The organism is Glaciecola sp. SC05, assembly GCF_041380235.1.
Lineage (GTDB): Bacteria > Pseudomonadota > Gammaproteobacteria > Enterobacterales > Alteromonadaceae > Glaciecola.
Genome location: NZ_JBGIYY010000001.1, coordinates 21,073 through 36,988, shown reverse-complemented (window position 1 = coordinate 36,988; position 15,916 = coordinate 21,073). Strand labels below are relative to the sequence as shown.

The following is a 15,916-nucleotide window of genomic DNA, read 5'->3' as shown; positions in this document are numbered from 1 at the left end:
ACCTTAGCTAATGTAACCTAAGTATGGCGCTAGACTTTAAAGCTCAAACCGATATATTTCATCTTGCGGCAAAGTATCCGAACTTTGCCGAGTTGAGCAATGCTTTATATGAGCGTGAGCTGCAAAGTCTAGCTAATAGCAATATCTCCGACCCTGCCCTGCTTAAGCGTAAAATCAAAGGTTTAAGTCATCATGTCAAAAATGCCGCTATGCATTTACTCGAAGGCAATGCACCTATCGATGTAGATGTTCACAATGGCAGTTGGCAAGCAAAACAGGCGGGGAAGTGTCCAATAGCGACGCAAAGCACAGATAAAATTTTAAGATGGTTTAGTGAGAATTCCCGCTACGGAGCAGTAGTCGCGGTTTACACCGAACATCTTGGTGAAGAACACATTGAACTCGATAGTATCGATATGATGGCGTCTGATCGCGTGCACCTGAATAAATTTGGTTGGTTTTCAAAAACCGGTGAATATTTTGAAATTGTACCTAAACAAACTCGCTACTTACTACTAAAACCAAGTAAAGCAATTCTAAGCGCAGCCTGCGGCGGACATCGCTGGACATCTAAAGGGCGAACAATACCCAGAGCCTTGTCTTTACGAGAATTATTGCTGTCTACCGAAATCGACTGGAAATCATTTAAATAGTCCCCATATACTAAGCCATCAGCAGGCATTTTCAGGCAATTATTATCAAAGTTAAATATTCTAGCGGGCATATTTTGTCTTGGCTGTTCACCCACTTAAAACCATATAAATGGCATGTTATCGGCGCGCTAAGCGCACTAGCAGTCAGTTCACTAACATGGTTATTGCTTGGTCAAGGCATTCGCTATGTAATCGACCAAGGATTTAGCGCTGGCAATCAAGCCGTATTAACCCAAGCGCTTTGGGTCGTAATGGCAGTAGTTGTTATCGGTAGCCTATCAACCTATGTGCGATTCTATTTGATGGTATGGCTCGGTGAGCGCGTTTCTGCCGACATCCGCAAAGACCTCTTTAATCATTTAGTTACTCTGTCCCCGGGTTTTTATGCGCAGTCTCGCACCGGTGAAATCATCTCTCGCTTTACCGCTGATACCACCTTGCTGCAGAGTGTGGTGGGCACCGGCGTGTCTATGGCCTTGCGTTCTAGCGTCATGTTTATTGGGGCCTTAGTGCTAATGGGTTTTACCAGCTTAAAACTCACCTTATTTGTGTTTATCGCAGTGCCATTTATTTTGGCCCCCATCAGATTACTGGGCGCGAAGGTGCGTCGATATTCAAAGCAAAGCCAAGACAAAGTGGCCGATATTGGTGGCATTGTAGATGAGAGCCTCCACGAAATTCATATGCTGCAGGCCTTTAATCATGAACAGCGCTCAATGGCTAATTTTGCGGATAAAATTGATGCAGTCATGCAGGCTGCCAGCAAAAGAATACACTATCGTGCGCTGTTGATCGCAGCCGTTATGCTGATAAGTCTAAGCGCCATCTTTTTTGTAGGCTACCTTGGTGCGATTGCGGTAATTCAAGGCACGATATCGCAAGGGCAGCTTGTGGCGTTTGTGTTTTACGCCGTGCTGGCTGGCGGTGCAATTGCCACCATTAGCGAAGTAATTGGAGAGCTGCAAAAAGCGGCTGGTGCGAGTGAACGAATTCTTGACCTGATGGCGCAGCAGTCTGATGTGCATGACAAGCCCTCCTCTGTCGACTCTTCTGCAAATCAGCAGCAAAAAACCATCTTATCGCTGCAAAGTATTCATTTCGCATATGAGAGTGCACCCATAATCAAAGGAATCAGTTTTGATGTTGAGCGCGGTGATAAAGTGGCCATTGTAGGACACAGCGGAGCGGGCAAATCTACTTTGTTTGACCTGTTAATGCGCTTTTACGATATTCAATCAGGTCAAATCTTGATCAACGGTAAAGCGCAAACATCATTGTCTCTGCAAGACTTACGAAAACACTTTGCCTTAGTCTCACAAGACCCCGTTATTTTTGCAGACACCGTACGCGCCAACATTGCCTTTGCCAGAGAACATGCCAGTGATGAAGAAATCCAACAAGCAGCAAAACTTGCTCATGCAGAAGAGTTCATAACTGAGCTGCCTAATGGCTACGATACCGATTTAGGTGAGCGCGGCGTAAAACTTTCAGGTGGACAAAAACAACGCATTGCGATTGCCAGAGCGATATTGGCAAACCGTCCTATTTTGCTCTTAGATGAGGCCACCAGCGCTTTAGATGCCGGCAGTGAAAAACTAGTGAAACAAGCGATAGATTCACTGATGCAAAAAACCACGACTTTAATCATTGCCCACCGTTTATCGACCGTGCTCAATGCCGACAAAATTATTGTGCTCGAAAAAGGCGAATGCATTGCGCAGGGCTCACATGCACAGCTCTATGAAGAAAATGCGATTTATCGTGAATTCGTAGATTTGCAGCTAAGTTAGTGCATAGATAGCTATGACTTATAGTAGCCTTGATACCAAGCGACAAACTCTGCAATACCTTGCTCTAAGCTTACGCTGGGGCGGTATCCGACATCTTTTACCAAGGATTCTACATCCGCGTAGGTTGCTTCAACGTCGCCAGGCTGCATCGGCAACATGTTCTTTTCAGCCTTTTTACCGAGCGCGTTCTCAATGGTTTCGATAAAGGTCAGTAGATGCACGGGCGTCTGGGCACCGATATTATAAACGCGGTAAGGTGCTTTGCTGGTGCTAGGGTCAGGCTGCTTGCCATCCCACTCTAGATTTGGCTGAGCAGTATGCATAGTCGACGAAATAACGCCGGCAACAATGTCGTCAATATACGTAAAGTCACGGCGATGATTACCAAAATTGTATACGTCTATGGGCTTGTCTTCGCTAATGGCCTTAGTAAATTTAAAAGGCGCCATATCAGGGCGACCCCATGGTCCATAAACCGTGAAAAAGCGCAGGCCTGTGGTCGCTAGACCATATAAGTGGCTGTAGGTGTGCGCCATTAGCTCATTGGCTTTTTTACTTGCTGCATAAAGTGAAACAGGATGATCAACATTGTCGGTCACTGAAAACGGCATTGCCTCATTTGCGCCATATACAGAAGAGCTAGAGGCGTATACCAAATGCTCTACCTTATGATTCCTGCAGCCTTCTAGAATATTCATAAAGCCAACAATATTAGCGTCGATATAAGCGTGAGGATTTTCTATTGAATATCTTACCCCAGCTTGCGCCGCTAAGTGAATAACACGATCAAACTGATGCTCTACAAAAAGTGCTTCCATGGCACTGCGGTCGGCAACGTCCATTTTTATAAAGCTGAAGTGTTTGGCGTTTTGATGCGTATTTACCCAATCGACTCGGGCTTCTTTTAAACTGATATCGTAATAGTCATTGACGTTATCGATCCCCACCACGCTGAAATCTTGATCCAATAAGGTCCTTGCCGTGTGTGCGCCGATAAACCCGGCGGCTCCGGTAACTAAAATTTTCACTTATTAGCATCCTTTTGATGTGTCGCTGTCAGCGGGTTATCGTCTTTGGGCGTAAAAATATGAGCGCCAAATATACTTTCAAGTATACCCCGAGCAGACTTAAGCACTAAATGATAAATTAGGATATGTAGAGGCATTTTCACGATATGTCCACGGATCATCGCCAATGTGTGCTTAAAAGGTGTGGCGGATCCTGCCAGCAGCTTATGTTGAGGTAATAACACCTTAGAGAATACAAAATCATTAAAAGCATTAGCACCACTGCTTTTCGCAGATGCCAAGACTGTTTCTGGTATGTCTAGACTTAAAATTGTATGCACATATCGGATTGCGAGGCTTAGCTCATGCTTAAACCCAATGTGTTCTGCAATGCTAATTGCCTCTAAACCAAAACTCTCATCTTGCCCCTCTAGCATTAAATAAAGATCAGTTAAATCTCTGAAGGAGCCTTTGTATTCCTCATTTCGAAATAGATGAATGGCAGCATGCACGAGCTGAGCAGGACCAGACAATACGAAAATACCGGGTAGGATCTCTTCTTTATGTTCAAGCAAGCTATCTATATCTAAAGACGCTTTTGAGATGATCGGCACAATATTATGGTGAACATCAATTATTGTGCCTCTAAAACCATGTGCCATTGGTGGAATTTCATGAGCCCATTTTCGATAGTACTTATCATCGTAATCACTGATCTCTTGCCCAAGCCAGCCATTAATAGCAAGTCGTTGCTCGCAAGCCTTTATATCTTTTTTAGGCACTAAGACATCAATGTCGCTGTAGATGCGACCCTTGCCCAGATTTCCTGAGCACATCGAATAAGCCGCACCCTTTAAAAAAATTAAATATCCTACGGTATTGCTCAGCACACGCGCCAATTCGCGAGCCTCATTAAACACCTGCTCTTTTTGGCGGTCGGCAATTTTTTTTGCATTTAACAGATGGCGTTGCGTTTTTGCATCGAGGCTGTCAAACACTCCGGCAGCCTCAAGCCGATAGCACATGCGAGCTAGTATCTTTTGCTCTCTGAATACCGTGACAGCTTGTGATTGTTCAACGGGTGTAAAGTCCTTAAACAATTCAGGTGTCAAAAACAGCGAGATAATTTGCGTTTGATCAATTGCCACGATTAATAATCTCTTCTTGTAAAAACACATCCACTTCGTGAAGGTTGTTATAGCAAATTTCAAATACCGCGACTTTTTCAATTAAATCGGTAACGGTTTCGAAGCTGTCTTGACCTATGGCAGTAAAATTAAATGCATTTTCAACAAGCTGCATGAATGATTCGCGCATATTTAACTGATATATATCTAGCTCAGCGCTTGGGTCATATTTAGGATATACAATGCCAACGATCTGAGCAGGCTTACTCGCCTGTTGCAAAGCCTCCTGACTTGGCGCCATGTGGATAACGTCACCTTTATGCGTGTCTTTCGCAATACTCGAATAAATTAAATCTGGAAACCAGGTTTTTGCTAGCGCTATCGATTGATTCTTTAAACAAATAGGTCGAACAAAGGGAATTACGGTATCGCTATGCGGTAAAACAAGAGCCATCTCATCTGACAGCAAGCGCCAACCGTTATTCGCGAGATGCGCGGTTAGGGTGCTTTTTCCTGAGCCAGGTGGCGCAGGGAAAATAATGGCCTTGCCATCACGCTCCAACACTGCGCTATGAATAATCACATATTGCAACTCATGAGCCGCCACCGTCCAATTCATGCCCCATTCGAGCATTGCAAAAGCTTGAGAATGATTTAAGGGTTTAAAGGGCTCCCGGCTATCGCAGAAGAAGCGAGCCTGTGGCTTGTAAAATTTTCGGACACCCTCACTTTTCATCACCGACAAATAATAATCGATGTAGATACTGTCATCAATTTGCTGAGAAAATTTGTCTTGGTAGATCCTTTTCGCGTTTTCTATCACTAAGGCAATATCGCTTGTGATATGAAACACAAAGGGCGCTAAAGATAAGGTAAACGTTTCAGTTTTCACTGTTGTGCGATCTTTTCAATAAAACCGTTATGTTCGAGCTCATGAAGGACTTTTTGGGTTTCTGGTTTATCAAGGTCGGGGGAGTCTAGCATAGCTTGGATAGTATTTAAGGGCAAACCGATGCTGGTAATAACAGTAGTATCTGGTCGATAAAAAGCCACACCCGATTGATCTGAAAAGGGATGCATAAGCATCCCTTTGTCTACAAACTTGTAGTGCATCTAGCTATAGCATAGCGAAGTTGTTGGTGTTCAGCATTGCTAACTCACCGGCTAACAATGTCGGTGACCCACCCATATTCATTGCAGTGCCGTACATACCTTGCGCAAGCGCCTCCGCCGATGTGTAGGGTTTTCCGGTCATTCCAACGACTGGAAAATTGATGCCATGCATGCCTGAAAACTTCGCGTTCAAATATACAGCAATTAATTCTAAGTTAATGTTCTGTGGTCCGCGAAACTTCAGCTTGTTGTTGACATTAAGCTCAGTCAATACCTCAACTAGTGTTTTGTTTCTGTTGGCTTGGCTGTCGAAGGTTTGCTTGCTCGCGTTTTTGATTATTCGGCCGCCAAAAATATCAGTATATTTAGCATCAGGAACGTGGCTAATGTTTGTAGTCCAAAAATGAAAATCTTTAAGATGCATTTGCATCCCACCAGCAAAATCAGAGCCGTGGCCAGATGCAACAATAGAATTTGTTAAGCCCGTCGCCCATACAGATTTAGCAGGGATGGTCGCGATAAGTGCGCCAGCGGTGGCTTTTTGCAAAAATGAACGTCGTCCTTGAGTGTTGACTACTGGCGCCATTTCTTCAGTCTGCGTTTTTTGAGATTCGTTGTTTTCCATAATTATCACCAGTTACTTCTAATTAGATTTGTATTAGCAATTATCGCGCCAAAGTACAACTCATTGATTCCATTTGGTTTTTTTATTACCGCTATTTAAAGTGATAAAAAAGCTGACAAAATTATAACGTAATATCGTTGTCTTTGGCTAACTTTCTGAGGTGTTTGACCGGAATGGCATAGCTGATGCCACTTGGGTTAGTCAAGGCAGCCTCTTTGCCTGCGCTTACAAACACTTTATTTATCACCGCGATGACTTCACCGGTTTCTCGGTTAAACACCGGACTGCCGCTATTACCCGGGTATGCGGTTGCGTCAAGTTGATAAATCATAAACGGCTTTTTTAAGCGACTCAACATTTGAATAGTGAGTTCGTTGGCGTTTCGAGCCGGATTAATATCTGGTGCAACTGCAGCAATAATGCCTTGGTGCGTGGCGGGAAATAAGCCTAGTACTGCGCCAATTGGAAAACCCATAAAGAATATATCTGACCCTTCATCAATAAAAGTATCTGATGCCAGTTTTACCGGCTGTAGATCAGAGCTAATCGATAAAATCGCTAAGTCGTGAACGGGATCAATCCCGACAATTTCAAGAGAATAAATTTGTGGCTGGGTGCCCTTGCCGGCAAGCGCAACATATCGCTGCACAATACTAGTTTCTAATTCTTTAGCCACAACGTGATAATTAGTCACCACGTAGCGTCCGTTACCCACCACAAACCCGGTCCCCAAGAGCTGTGGGTTTTTTGACTCTAGCGGCGTGTATAAACCAATACCAACAATGCTTGGCTGAACTTGCTTGATGAGCTGTGGCAATGATTGGCGCAATTGATTTGTTTGTGCATAGGTAGACATGGTGCTGAAAATTAACACCAGAAAGGCTAAAACGTTTCCTCCTAAACCAAAATATGATTGTGTCTTTACTAATTTCATATAACTAAATATCCATTTTATTTGCTACCCTTACAACTTGAAAGGTAATCAGGTTTATTCACTGCCATGTTAAGAGATATAGCCTTGGTGTTTATTTCACCATTAAATCAAGCAATTCTTATTCTTGCAATAGGACTTTTGCTTGCATACCTTCGACCGCAACGGAAAAAGACCTATAAAGCCTGTTTTATTGCCGCTGGCGCTTGGTTGTATCTATGCTCTCAATACTTCTTTAGCTTTATGTTAATTGCCCCATTAGAAAATTTTGCCCCCCCAATGCAACTTGAAAATATGCAAGAGCATAAAAGCAGTGCTATTTTTGTATTGGCTTGTTATTTCTATGATGCCCCAGACAAACCCATGGTGTCTCAATGGAACGATTGCTCATTGCGGCGATTGGTTCAGGCCTCTTTAATGTACAAAAACCAGCCTCAAACAATCATCTTAACCGGCGGCGATTTTAACCAGTATTCTGATGCCGTATATGCCGATGCCGCGAAAACATTTTTAATAGCACTCGGTGTTCCTGAATCAGATATTGTAGCCATTTATGCTGATACGGGCACAAAACCTGAAATATTTGCACTAAAACAAGGCGAATTTGCCTATGAACACTATTACGTGGTGAGCAGCGCGACTCATAGCTACAGACTTTCAAAACTCATGCAGCAAGTGAATATAAACCGTTATACATTATTCCCAGTGGACCATTACAATATAAATGAATTCAATTTTGAGCCCGCACTGCCAGAAATCTTGCACCTTAAGCGCAGTGAGGCAGCATTCTATGAATATGCAGCTATTGTCAATATGTGGCTAGAGGGCGAGCCAAATTGATACAACGGTATTGTTTGCAACAATATAAAACTCAGCAAATATTGCAAATGTCCGTTACACTTTTGATCAATTCATCACAAAGATACTGAATATGAACCTTTCTAAATTTGATGCGCAAATATTAAATAACTCAAAACTTACAATGTTTTTGTGTTTGATGGTATTGCTGATCAGCGCGATTGGCGCTAAGAACTTATATTTTAGAGGCGACTATAAGGTATTTTTTGAAGCCGATAATCCGCAGCGTCTTGCATACGAAAATATGCAGCAAATATTCAGTAAAAATGAAAGCGCATCTATTCTGATTGCTGCGCGAGACGGCGACTTATTTAACCAGCAAAGTCTCAGTTTAATCAAAGAACTGACCGACATGAGTTGGCAGGTTCCGCTATCAACAAGGGTTGATTCGATTACCAATTTTCAGCGCAGTTACGCCGAGCAAGACGATCTTATTGTCGAAGACTTGGTGCTTGAATCCGATTGGCTAACGCCTGACTACATCAAAACGGTAAAAAAGGTGAGTTTGTCTGAGCCTGAGTTACTGAATAAGCTTATTTCTCCCGATGGCAAGGTTGCCCTTATCAATATTACCGTGCAGTTGCCAGACGGCGACCAAACCAAAGAAATCAACGAAATTGGGAATTACTTGAGGGCCGCAGTTGCCCCCTATGTAGAAAACAACCCAGACTATGATATTCGATTGACCGGCTTGGTCATCATGACCGACTCATTCTTATTAGCCGCTCAGAAAGATGCGATGACCCTGTTCCCAGCGATGCTAGCGATTTTTGCCATATTACTGAGCGTGTTAATGCGTTCAGTACTTGCCACTGTTGCAACACTAATTATTGTCACCGCTTCTATTGCTGCGACTATGGGCGTTGGAGGTTGGCTTGGCATGTTTATTAATATTGCTACCGTAAACGTGCCCGTGATCATCATGACACTGGCCATCGCCGACTGTGTGCATATCATTTCAGGGACTCGCTATTACATGCAAACGGGTCAAAATCAACAAGACGCCATCTTGAGTTCATTGGCGCTCAATCGCAAAGCCATCATCATCACCAGTGTCACAACTGCGGTTGGTTTTTTAACGCTCAACTTCGCACGCGTACCCGTGCTCGACGATATGGGCAACCTGGTTGCTATCGGGGTAATTTTTGCATGTTTGTTTTCTCTTATCTTACTGCCTGTCATACTCAATAAGTTCACCCTCAAATTCAAAGCAACGGCTATTGGTCAGCAAAGCACGCGCTGGGATACCCTTACTCTGTGGTTAGCGAAAAACTGCAAAATAGTCTTAGTCGCCGCTTTTGGCTTAACCATCGCATCAGCGTTTTTGGTGACGCAAAATAAACTAAACGATATACCCATCGAGTACTTTAACGAGGGCAATGACTTTAGAAATAATGCGGAATTTCAGCAAGAAAAGCTTACTGGGCTCACTACTGTCGACTTGGCTATTTACACCGATAAAGACAATGGCATTTTAGAGCCTAGATTTTTAGAGGTCGTTGAAAAGCTCACTGCTTGGCTAGAGCAACAAAGCGAGGTTGACCATGTCATTTCATTCTCAAATGTCATGAAGCGCTTAAATATGAACATGAATGCTGACGACCCGACAGCCTATCAGCTCCCAGCAGAGCGCGATTTAGCCGCTCAGTATTTATTGCTGTATGAAATGTCTTTACCCTTTGGCCTCGACGTTAACAATCAAATTGATATCAATAAGTCGGGAACGCGCCTGATGGTAACCACACAAAACTTAGGTAGCAACGAGTTAACCGATCTTGAAGCCCGCGCAAAACGATGGCTCAACGAAGAAGCGCCTGAGTATCGACTGGAAGGCGCAAGCATACCGCTCATTTTTGCACACATCGGCAAACAGAACATGCAAAGCATTGCTCAAGGCACAGCCGTTGCGCTTATTCTCATATCAGTGTTGCTATTTTTTGCGCTAAAAAGTTTTAAACTTGGAGCAATTAGTATCCTACCGAATGTGATGCCGGCAGTATTTGGCTTTGCTATCTGGGCGATTATTTCAGGTAATATTAGTATGGCACTTGCGGTAGTCATGATTATGCCATTGGGCATCATTGTCGATGATACAGTGCACTTCCTAGTAAAATATCAATCGGCTCAAAAGCAAGGGCTTTCGAATGTTGAGAGCGTAACGTTTGCCTATAAAAATGTGAGTCGCGCCTTAATTGTTACCACCATTGTGCTGGCATCTGGTTTTGGGGTGCTCGCTTTTTCAGATTTTGCGATTAATTCCGAAATGGGAACACTCACGGCGATCATCATCGTTTTAGCGCTGATCGTAGATTTAATTGTTTTACCTGCGGCGTTGTTAGCGTTTTCAAGAGACAAAAAAATCGCATAGCTTGCTTATTATGCTCATTGGCCTTTGTTGCAATTAGTGCTGTTGCTTTTTAGCAACACCGCTAGATCCCAGTTAAATCATGACTATTTTCATTTTTTTCGTAATTAAGTATAAGATTTTAAACCTTATGCTGCTTTCAAGAGCTTAAACTGTCATAGCAGTTATTTTACGTATACATATTCTAATTAGAAACTTTAAGGACTGTCTGTTTTTAGCTACAGATCGACTGTTTTAAGTTGAAGCGAATACCACTCAAAATTATGTTTAAAGTTTTATTTTTCAGCAGCTTAACTTAAACAAAAACTTAGTGGCACTAATTATGCTTATATTTGAGGCATCTAAGGATTTAGGTGAGTAACACTCAAAGCGACACGGACGTACTCTTAAAACAATTTTCTATTTGCTAAATTCACACATTTTCTCGATTTAGTATTGTTTCACACAATGCTTGATGAATTAGAATTGCAGCCGATATATATTTAGGTGACATAATGCGTCCACAGAGTACTTTTTTTGACCTTGGTTTTTCAGGCACAAGCCTATTTACCGCGCTTAAGAAATTTAAAAGAGAGAACTTATCTAAAGTGACGAAAGCAATTGATGCATATAAAAAAGCGCAAGAAGCCAAAGAGCTTACAGACCACTTTTGCGAATTTTTTGAGTCAGCAGTGGCAAGTGAGCAACATGAGCTAGAAAAATGCTACCGTATAAGGCACGAAGTCTATTGCGAAGAGATGAGCTATTTACCGCTTTGCGAAGACAAGCTTGAGCGCACTAACGTAGACGAACACTCCTTACATTGCACAATTCAACATAAATTCAGCCAACACTTTGCCGGCACTGTGCGCTTGGTCTACACCGAAAATGATGAGCAAAAATTGCCGGTTGAAGAGTTTTGTGCCGATAGCATCACCGATACTGAGTTTCATCCAAACGCATTTCCGCGTGATCAAATTTGTGAAATTTCAAGACTTGCCGTTCCTGCAAGCTTTAGACGCCGTAAAATGGATAAATTTCAAAATGCGGCCACCGGTGGTATTAATGAGTACGAATATTCTGAAAAAGAGCTTCGCTGCTTTCCATTCGTTGCCATTGGTTTATATCTAGCTGCGGGCGCAGCTGCACTTAGAACCGGTCGTCCACACGTATTCGTAATGATGGAGCCTCGCCTGGCTCGTAACATGAAATTTGTTGGCATTACCTTTAAACAAATTGGCGACACCGTCAACTATCATGGCAAACGCGCGCCCTATTACATTAACGCGCATGACTTCAAACGCCAGCTTAAATCAGGCTTTAAGCAAATGCTGAAGAAAATCGATACACAGTTATATCCCGCTTAAGGTTATCTTAAATTAAACTAATCAAAGTATGTGCGGATATATATTCTATAAATGAGCATACTTTGATTGGTGATCCGCATGCCTAGCTTTGATTACGACAACGCATTCTCCCGTAACATCGGCTGGCTTACGCCTGCAGAACAATCACAATTAAAAGATAAAAAAGTAGCGGTGGCTGGCTGTGGTGGCGTAGGCGCTGAATATATCGTTACGCTTGCACGCTTAGGCATTCAACACTTTAATATTGCCGATTTCGACGAGTACGAAGTCCACAACTTTAATCGTCAGGCCGGCGCCTTCATGTCGACAGTAGGCATTCCAAAATCACAAGTCATGGAAAGTGTCGCCAACGATATCAACCCTGAAGCGACTGTAAAAACTTTTGACACCGGTGTTACTGCTGAAAATGTAGATGCCTTTTTAGAAGGTGTGGACGCCTATGTAGATGGTCTCGACTTTTTTGCATTAGAAGCCAGAATATTGGTGTATCAGAAATGTCTTGAGAAAAACATTCCAGTATTTATAGCCGCCCCCATTGGTATGGGAACGGCAATGCTCAATTTTGTGCCTGGCAGCATGACCTACGACCAATACTTTAATTTCTCATCGGTAGAAAGCCTGCCTGAAAAATTAGTATTATTTATGGTGGGGTTAAGCCCCTCTCTTATTCAATTAAAATACTTGGTATATCCAGAAGGCGCCAATTTTAGTGCTCAAAAAACACCCTCTACGATTATGGGAGTGAAGCTGTGTGCAGGCGTGGTGGCTGCTAATGTCTTAAAATATGTATTGAATAGAGGCAAAATCATTGCAGCTCCAAAAGCAATGCACTTTGATGCCTACTTAAATAAAACAGTGCACACGCATTGTCGCATGGGTAACAAAGGCCCGCTGCAGCGGTTAAAGTATAGTATTGCCAAAAAGCGCCTAACTTAGACTTACCCGTATTTTGTCCATCATCAATAGCCACTCATTGCGCATAGCATTTATGCATCGCTATTTTGTCGGCTAATTTACACCCTATATTTTAAGTTTTTGCACCTTGCATATTCTCATACATCCATATTCAATTGTCTCACCCTTAGTTTTACTGTCACCCGCTCTGCCAACTGTTGTTTAAATCAGCATTAGCGTTTATTCTTAATAGGATTAATGGTCAAGTGCTCAAGCTTTTGCAGATAAAAGGTCCTTGTATACTTCCGTACCAATAACAGGCACTTAACACATATAAAATAGGTGGATGAATTTGAACATTTTAGAGGGAAACAAAATGATGCTCGGTAAAAAGTTAAGCGTATTAATCGTGCTCGTTACACTATTTTTGTCTGCTTGCTCTCGACAAAGCCCAGAGGAATTACTAGCCAGCGCCAAAGTCAACATCGCAAACGGTGACTTAACTGCTGCCGTTATTGAACTAAAAAACATTGTTTCTCAAGATTTCACGTCTGTTGAGCCTCGCGTTTTATTGGGCCAAGTATATTTAAAGTTAAGCGACTTCGACGCCTCAGAGAAAGAACTCAGGCGCGCTTTAGACATGGGTGCAGCTGGCAAAGATGTTTACCCATACTTAGCACGCACCCTTTATTATCAAGAAGATTTTCAGGGCGTAATTGATTTGTCGAGCCTAAGTGGTGTGAGTTTAGACAGCCAGGTTCAAGAATCTATTGCTTTACTATCTTATCTTTCAGCAGTGCGTTTAAATCAGAGCGAAGCGGCTTCCGTTGAGGTGCCTGAGTTTGATAGTGAATATAAAGCGAGTTTAGCCAGCGCTTACTTAGCATTTGTTACAAATGCGCCCGAGCAGGCCGACCTGCTGCTTTCAGAGCTAGCTGTTGAGGAAGAGCATCGAGCCGAGCAGTTATTTTTGCAGGGCCTTGTAAAAAATAGGCTACAGCAACTCAAAGAGGCTGCACAAGGCTATGAGCAGCTACTAGCAATCTACCCAAATTATCATTTAGTCAGACTGCTATTGATTGATATTCAGGTACGTGATCGTGAAATCGACGCGGCTAACGATAACATTAACCTTTTACTTCAAATAAATGCAAACCAAGCAGCGGTGAACTTTTACAAAGGTGCAGTTGAGTTTTTAAATGAAAATTATGAAACGAGCTTCATTCATGCTGTAAAAGCAAAAGAAGGCGACTTTAATGACTTTAGAAACGATATTGTGCTGGGGCTCAGCGCATTAAAAATGGGGAATTTGGAGCAATCATATGGCGCACTTGCTCGCGCTGCCACAGTGCTTCCTAAAACTCATAGCATTCACAGACTATTAGCGAAAATTCAGCTCGACTTAGGATATCGCACAGACGCCATGCAAAGCTTGAGATCATTCCAAGGCGAAAGCGAGCTAGACGCCATTCTATTTGAAACTGCCGCTACGCTCTTTGCGTTAGAACAAGACTATGTATCTGCTTCGCAACAGATGGACATTGCCAATCAACTTTCTGGTGAAGCGTCCGCTAATCAATTGTTGCGCCAAGGCTTAATTCGCATTGCAGCAAATGACTTTGGCGGTATTGCGCAAATCGAACAATCTATCGAAATGCAACCAGAAGTGGTTCAAAAGTGGCTCCTTCTTGCCGACGTGTATATGGGCCAAAATGAATTTGACAAAGCAATGGTCTTAGCCAAGCAGCTTGCTGAGCAAGACCAAGTATCAGGCTTAGTACTAGAGGGACAAATTCTCGGACGCATGGGCGAAGCAGAACAAGCGGCCGCAAAATTTGAACAAGCATTGCAATTGGATGAATCAAACATTGCTGCTTTAAATAACTTAATTAGAAGTTATAAAGCTAGCAATCAAACAGAAAAAGCCAGACAAACTGCTTATACCGCTCTTACACAAAATCCAGAAAATAAAACGGCTGCTGCAGAGCTTATCCAAATTGCTTCCGCTAGTGGGTTTGAGCAAAGAGATTTTACTTTTATTAGTGAGCTTCAACAAAATAATAGTCAGCTCGAAACACCAAAGATCATATTGGCTACTTGGTATCGCGAGAAGGGAGAAACCAAGGCGGCAATTGATATTTTAACGCAAAATGTAAATAGCCTAACAAATACAGGCTTAATGGCCTTAGGCGATACCTATTATAATGAAGGCATGCTGAGCGAGGCCGCAGGTGCTTACGAAAGATGGAAAGCCGCATACCCACAAGATATTCAGCCAATCATGCGTTTGGTCGCCGTATATGCACAACAAGGTAATCAACAAAAACTACGATTATTTTTAGATAATGCAATACAACAATTTCCAAATGCAGAGCCATTGCGACTTGCCCGACTGCAAAATTTAATTAGCACATCTAGCTTCGGCGAGGCGCAGCGTGAGTTTAATATGCTTATCCAAGCTGGCTCTACCAATATTATCTTAGAGAAATTTAAGGGCCAAATAGCGCTTGCTGCAAATCAACCAGCGCTTGCAGTTGAATCATTTGAAAAGTTCTATGCAGTTTCGAGAAACCTAGAAAATGCCGTCAATTTAGCGAGGGCATATGCCCGAAACAAGCAAACAACTAACGCCAGAGACATGCTAGTAAAGTTTGTGGACGAGGTAGACAGACAGCCTTCGACTATGGCAGTTGTTGCAGAATATATGCTCACTCAAGGGTTTTATAGTGATGCAGCAAGATATTATGAAGCAATTTTAAAAATTGATGCTAGCAGCCTTATTGCCAATAACAATTTAGCAATGGCCTATCTTGGTGACAATAAACCTGCAGAAGCTCTAAAGGCGGCTGAAGCTGCTGCTAATTTAGCACCCAGTTCGCCTCAAATCATGGATACCTATGGCTGGGCGCTCTTTAAAAATGGAAAAACGAACGAAGCACAATCGATGTTGGCCCTTGCTCACCAAAAGCTACCTAACGATGCAGCTATTGCGATGCACTACGCCGAAGTATTGTTAAGTTTAAACAACACGAACATGGCTATTCGCGTTCTATCGAGTGTGAATACAAACAATAAAGCACAACAAACACAGCTCGATGCATTAATTCAAGCAGCAAACCAAGGATAAGGCTCTAATTTAGGTAAGTTTGAGTGTCAGGATATTTAACAGTTGTAATATTCTGGCAATTATAAAAATCCAACTTTCAG

At 42.6% G+C, this 15,916-nt stretch carries 13 protein-coding genes; 7 read left to right on the top strand and 6 right to left on the bottom strand.

Annotated features, from left to right (window positions below; translation table 11 throughout):
- The first annotated feature begins 23 nt into the window (after positions 1–23).
- Both AB9H30_RS00150 and AB9H30_RS00145 read left to right on the top strand, forming a co-directional pair.
- Positions 24–653, top strand: coding sequence for a hypothetical protein (locus tag AB9H30_RS00150; protein WP_371192521.1), 630 nt, complete (start codon positions 24–26; stop codon positions 651–653).
- A gap of 71 nt (positions 654–724) precedes the next feature.
- Positions 725–2,443: an ABC transporter transmembrane domain-containing protein gene (locus AB9H30_RS00145; protein ID WP_371192892.1), complete on the top strand. Its 1,719-nt coding sequence runs from the start codon at positions 725–727 to the stop codon at positions 2,441–2,443.
- 11 nt (positions 2,444–2,454) lie between these two features.
- Here AB9H30_RS00145 and AB9H30_RS00140 read toward each other — a convergent pair whose 3' ends face one another.
- The 6 genes from AB9H30_RS00140 to AB9H30_RS00115 form a co-directional block, all read right to left on the bottom strand.
- Positions 2,455–3,471, bottom strand: a complete 1,017-nt coding sequence (locus tag AB9H30_RS00140) for an NAD-dependent epimerase (protein ID WP_371192519.1) — start codon at positions 3,469–3,471, stop codon at positions 2,455–2,457.
- Complete coding sequence (locus AB9H30_RS00135; protein WP_371192518.1) at positions 3,468–4,598, bottom strand: nucleotidyltransferase family protein; 1,131 nt, start codon at positions 4,596–4,598, stop codon at positions 3,468–3,470. The genes AB9H30_RS00140 and AB9H30_RS00135 overlap by 4 nt, the downstream gene beginning before the upstream one ends.
- Positions 4,588–5,469 (bottom strand): HprK-related kinase A, encoded by an 882-nt coding sequence (locus tag AB9H30_RS00130; RefSeq protein ID WP_371192516.1) that lies wholly within the window; start codon positions 5,467–5,469, stop codon positions 4,588–4,590. The genes AB9H30_RS00135 and AB9H30_RS00130 overlap by 11 nt, the downstream gene beginning before the upstream one ends.
- Positions 5,466–5,657, bottom strand: a complete 192-nt coding sequence (locus tag AB9H30_RS00125; protein WP_371192515.1) for a hypothetical protein — start codon at positions 5,655–5,657, stop codon at positions 5,466–5,468. The genes AB9H30_RS00130 and AB9H30_RS00125 overlap by 4 nt, the downstream gene beginning before the upstream one ends.
- 37 nt (positions 5,658–5,694) lie before the next feature.
- A complete protein-coding gene (locus tag AB9H30_RS00120) occupies positions 5,695–6,315 on the bottom strand; it encodes a hypothetical protein (RefSeq protein ID WP_371192513.1) in 621 nt (206 codons plus the stop codon).
- A gap of 121 nt (positions 6,316–6,436) precedes the next feature.
- A complete protein-coding gene (locus AB9H30_RS00115; RefSeq protein ID WP_371192512.1) occupies positions 6,437–7,249 on the bottom strand; it encodes a serine protease in 813 nt (270 codons plus the stop codon).
- Between the two features lie 66 nt (positions 7,250–7,315).
- Between AB9H30_RS00115 and AB9H30_RS00110 the strand changes: the two genes are divergently transcribed.
- The 5 genes from AB9H30_RS00110 to prsT all read left to right on the top strand — a co-directional run bounded on the left by AB9H30_RS00110 (position 7,316) and on the right by prsT (position 15,836).
- Positions 7,316–8,086 carry a YdcF family protein gene (locus AB9H30_RS00110; protein WP_371192511.1) on the top strand — a complete coding sequence of 257 codons (771 nt, stop codon included), beginning with the start codon at positions 7,316–7,318 and terminating at the stop codon, positions 8,084–8,086.
- Positions 8,087–8,177: 91 nt separating this feature from the next.
- Complete coding sequence (locus AB9H30_RS00105) at positions 8,178–10,472, top strand: RND family transporter (RefSeq protein ID WP_371192510.1); 2,295 nt, start codon at positions 8,178–8,180, stop codon at positions 10,470–10,472.
- A 491-nt stretch (positions 10,473–10,963) separates the two neighbouring features.
- Positions 10,964–11,815 carry a PEP-CTERM/exosortase system-associated acyltransferase gene (locus tag AB9H30_RS00100; protein WP_371192509.1) on the top strand — a complete coding sequence of 284 codons (852 nt, stop codon included), beginning with the start codon at positions 10,964–10,966 and terminating at the stop codon, positions 11,813–11,815.
- Between the two features lie 78 nt (positions 11,816–11,893).
- Positions 11,894–12,751 carry a ThiF family adenylyltransferase gene (locus AB9H30_RS00095; protein ID WP_371192508.1) on the top strand — a complete coding sequence of 286 codons (858 nt, stop codon included), beginning with the start codon at positions 11,894–11,896 and terminating at the stop codon, positions 12,749–12,751.
- A 334-nt stretch (positions 12,752–13,085) separates the two neighbouring features.
- Positions 13,086–15,836 (top strand): XrtA/PEP-CTERM system TPR-repeat protein PrsT, encoded by a 2,751-nt coding sequence (gene prsT / locus AB9H30_RS00090; protein WP_371192507.1) that lies wholly within the window; start codon positions 13,086–13,088, stop codon positions 15,834–15,836.
- The last annotated feature ends 80 nt before the right edge of the window (positions 15,837–15,916 follow it).

Excerpts from the sequence above, each read along its gene's own strand:
- AB9H30_RS00150 (WP_371192521.1), top strand. The coding sequence starts at position 24 with ATGGCGCTAGACTTTAAAGCTCAAACCGATATATTTCATCTTGCGGCA.
- AB9H30_RS00125 (WP_371192515.1), bottom strand. The coding sequence starts at position 5,657 with ATGCATCCCTTTTCAGATCAATCGGGTGTGGCTTTTTATCGACCAGAT.
- AB9H30_RS00120 (WP_371192513.1), bottom strand. The coding sequence starts at position 6,315 with ATGGAAAACAACGAATCTCAAAAAACGCAGACTGAAGAAATGGCGCCA.
- AB9H30_RS00115 (WP_371192512.1), bottom strand. The coding sequence starts at position 7,249 with ATGAAATTAGTAAAGACACAATCATATTTTGGTTTAGGAGGAAACGTT.
- AB9H30_RS00110 (WP_371192511.1), top strand. The coding sequence starts at position 7,316 with ATGTTAAGAGATATAGCCTTGGTGTTTATTTCACCATTAAATCAAGCA.
- AB9H30_RS00105 (WP_371192510.1), top strand. The coding sequence starts at position 8,178 with ATGAACCTTTCTAAATTTGATGCGCAAATATTAAATAACTCAAAACTT.
- AB9H30_RS00100 (WP_371192509.1), top strand. The coding sequence starts at position 10,964 with ATGCGTCCACAGAGTACTTTTTTTGACCTTGGTTTTTCAGGCACAAGC.
- AB9H30_RS00095 (WP_371192508.1), top strand. The coding sequence starts at position 11,894 with ATGCCTAGCTTTGATTACGACAACGCATTCTCCCGTAACATCGGCTGG.
- prsT (WP_371192507.1), top strand. The coding sequence starts at position 13,086 with ATGATGCTCGGTAAAAAGTTAAGCGTATTAATCGTGCTCGTTACACTA.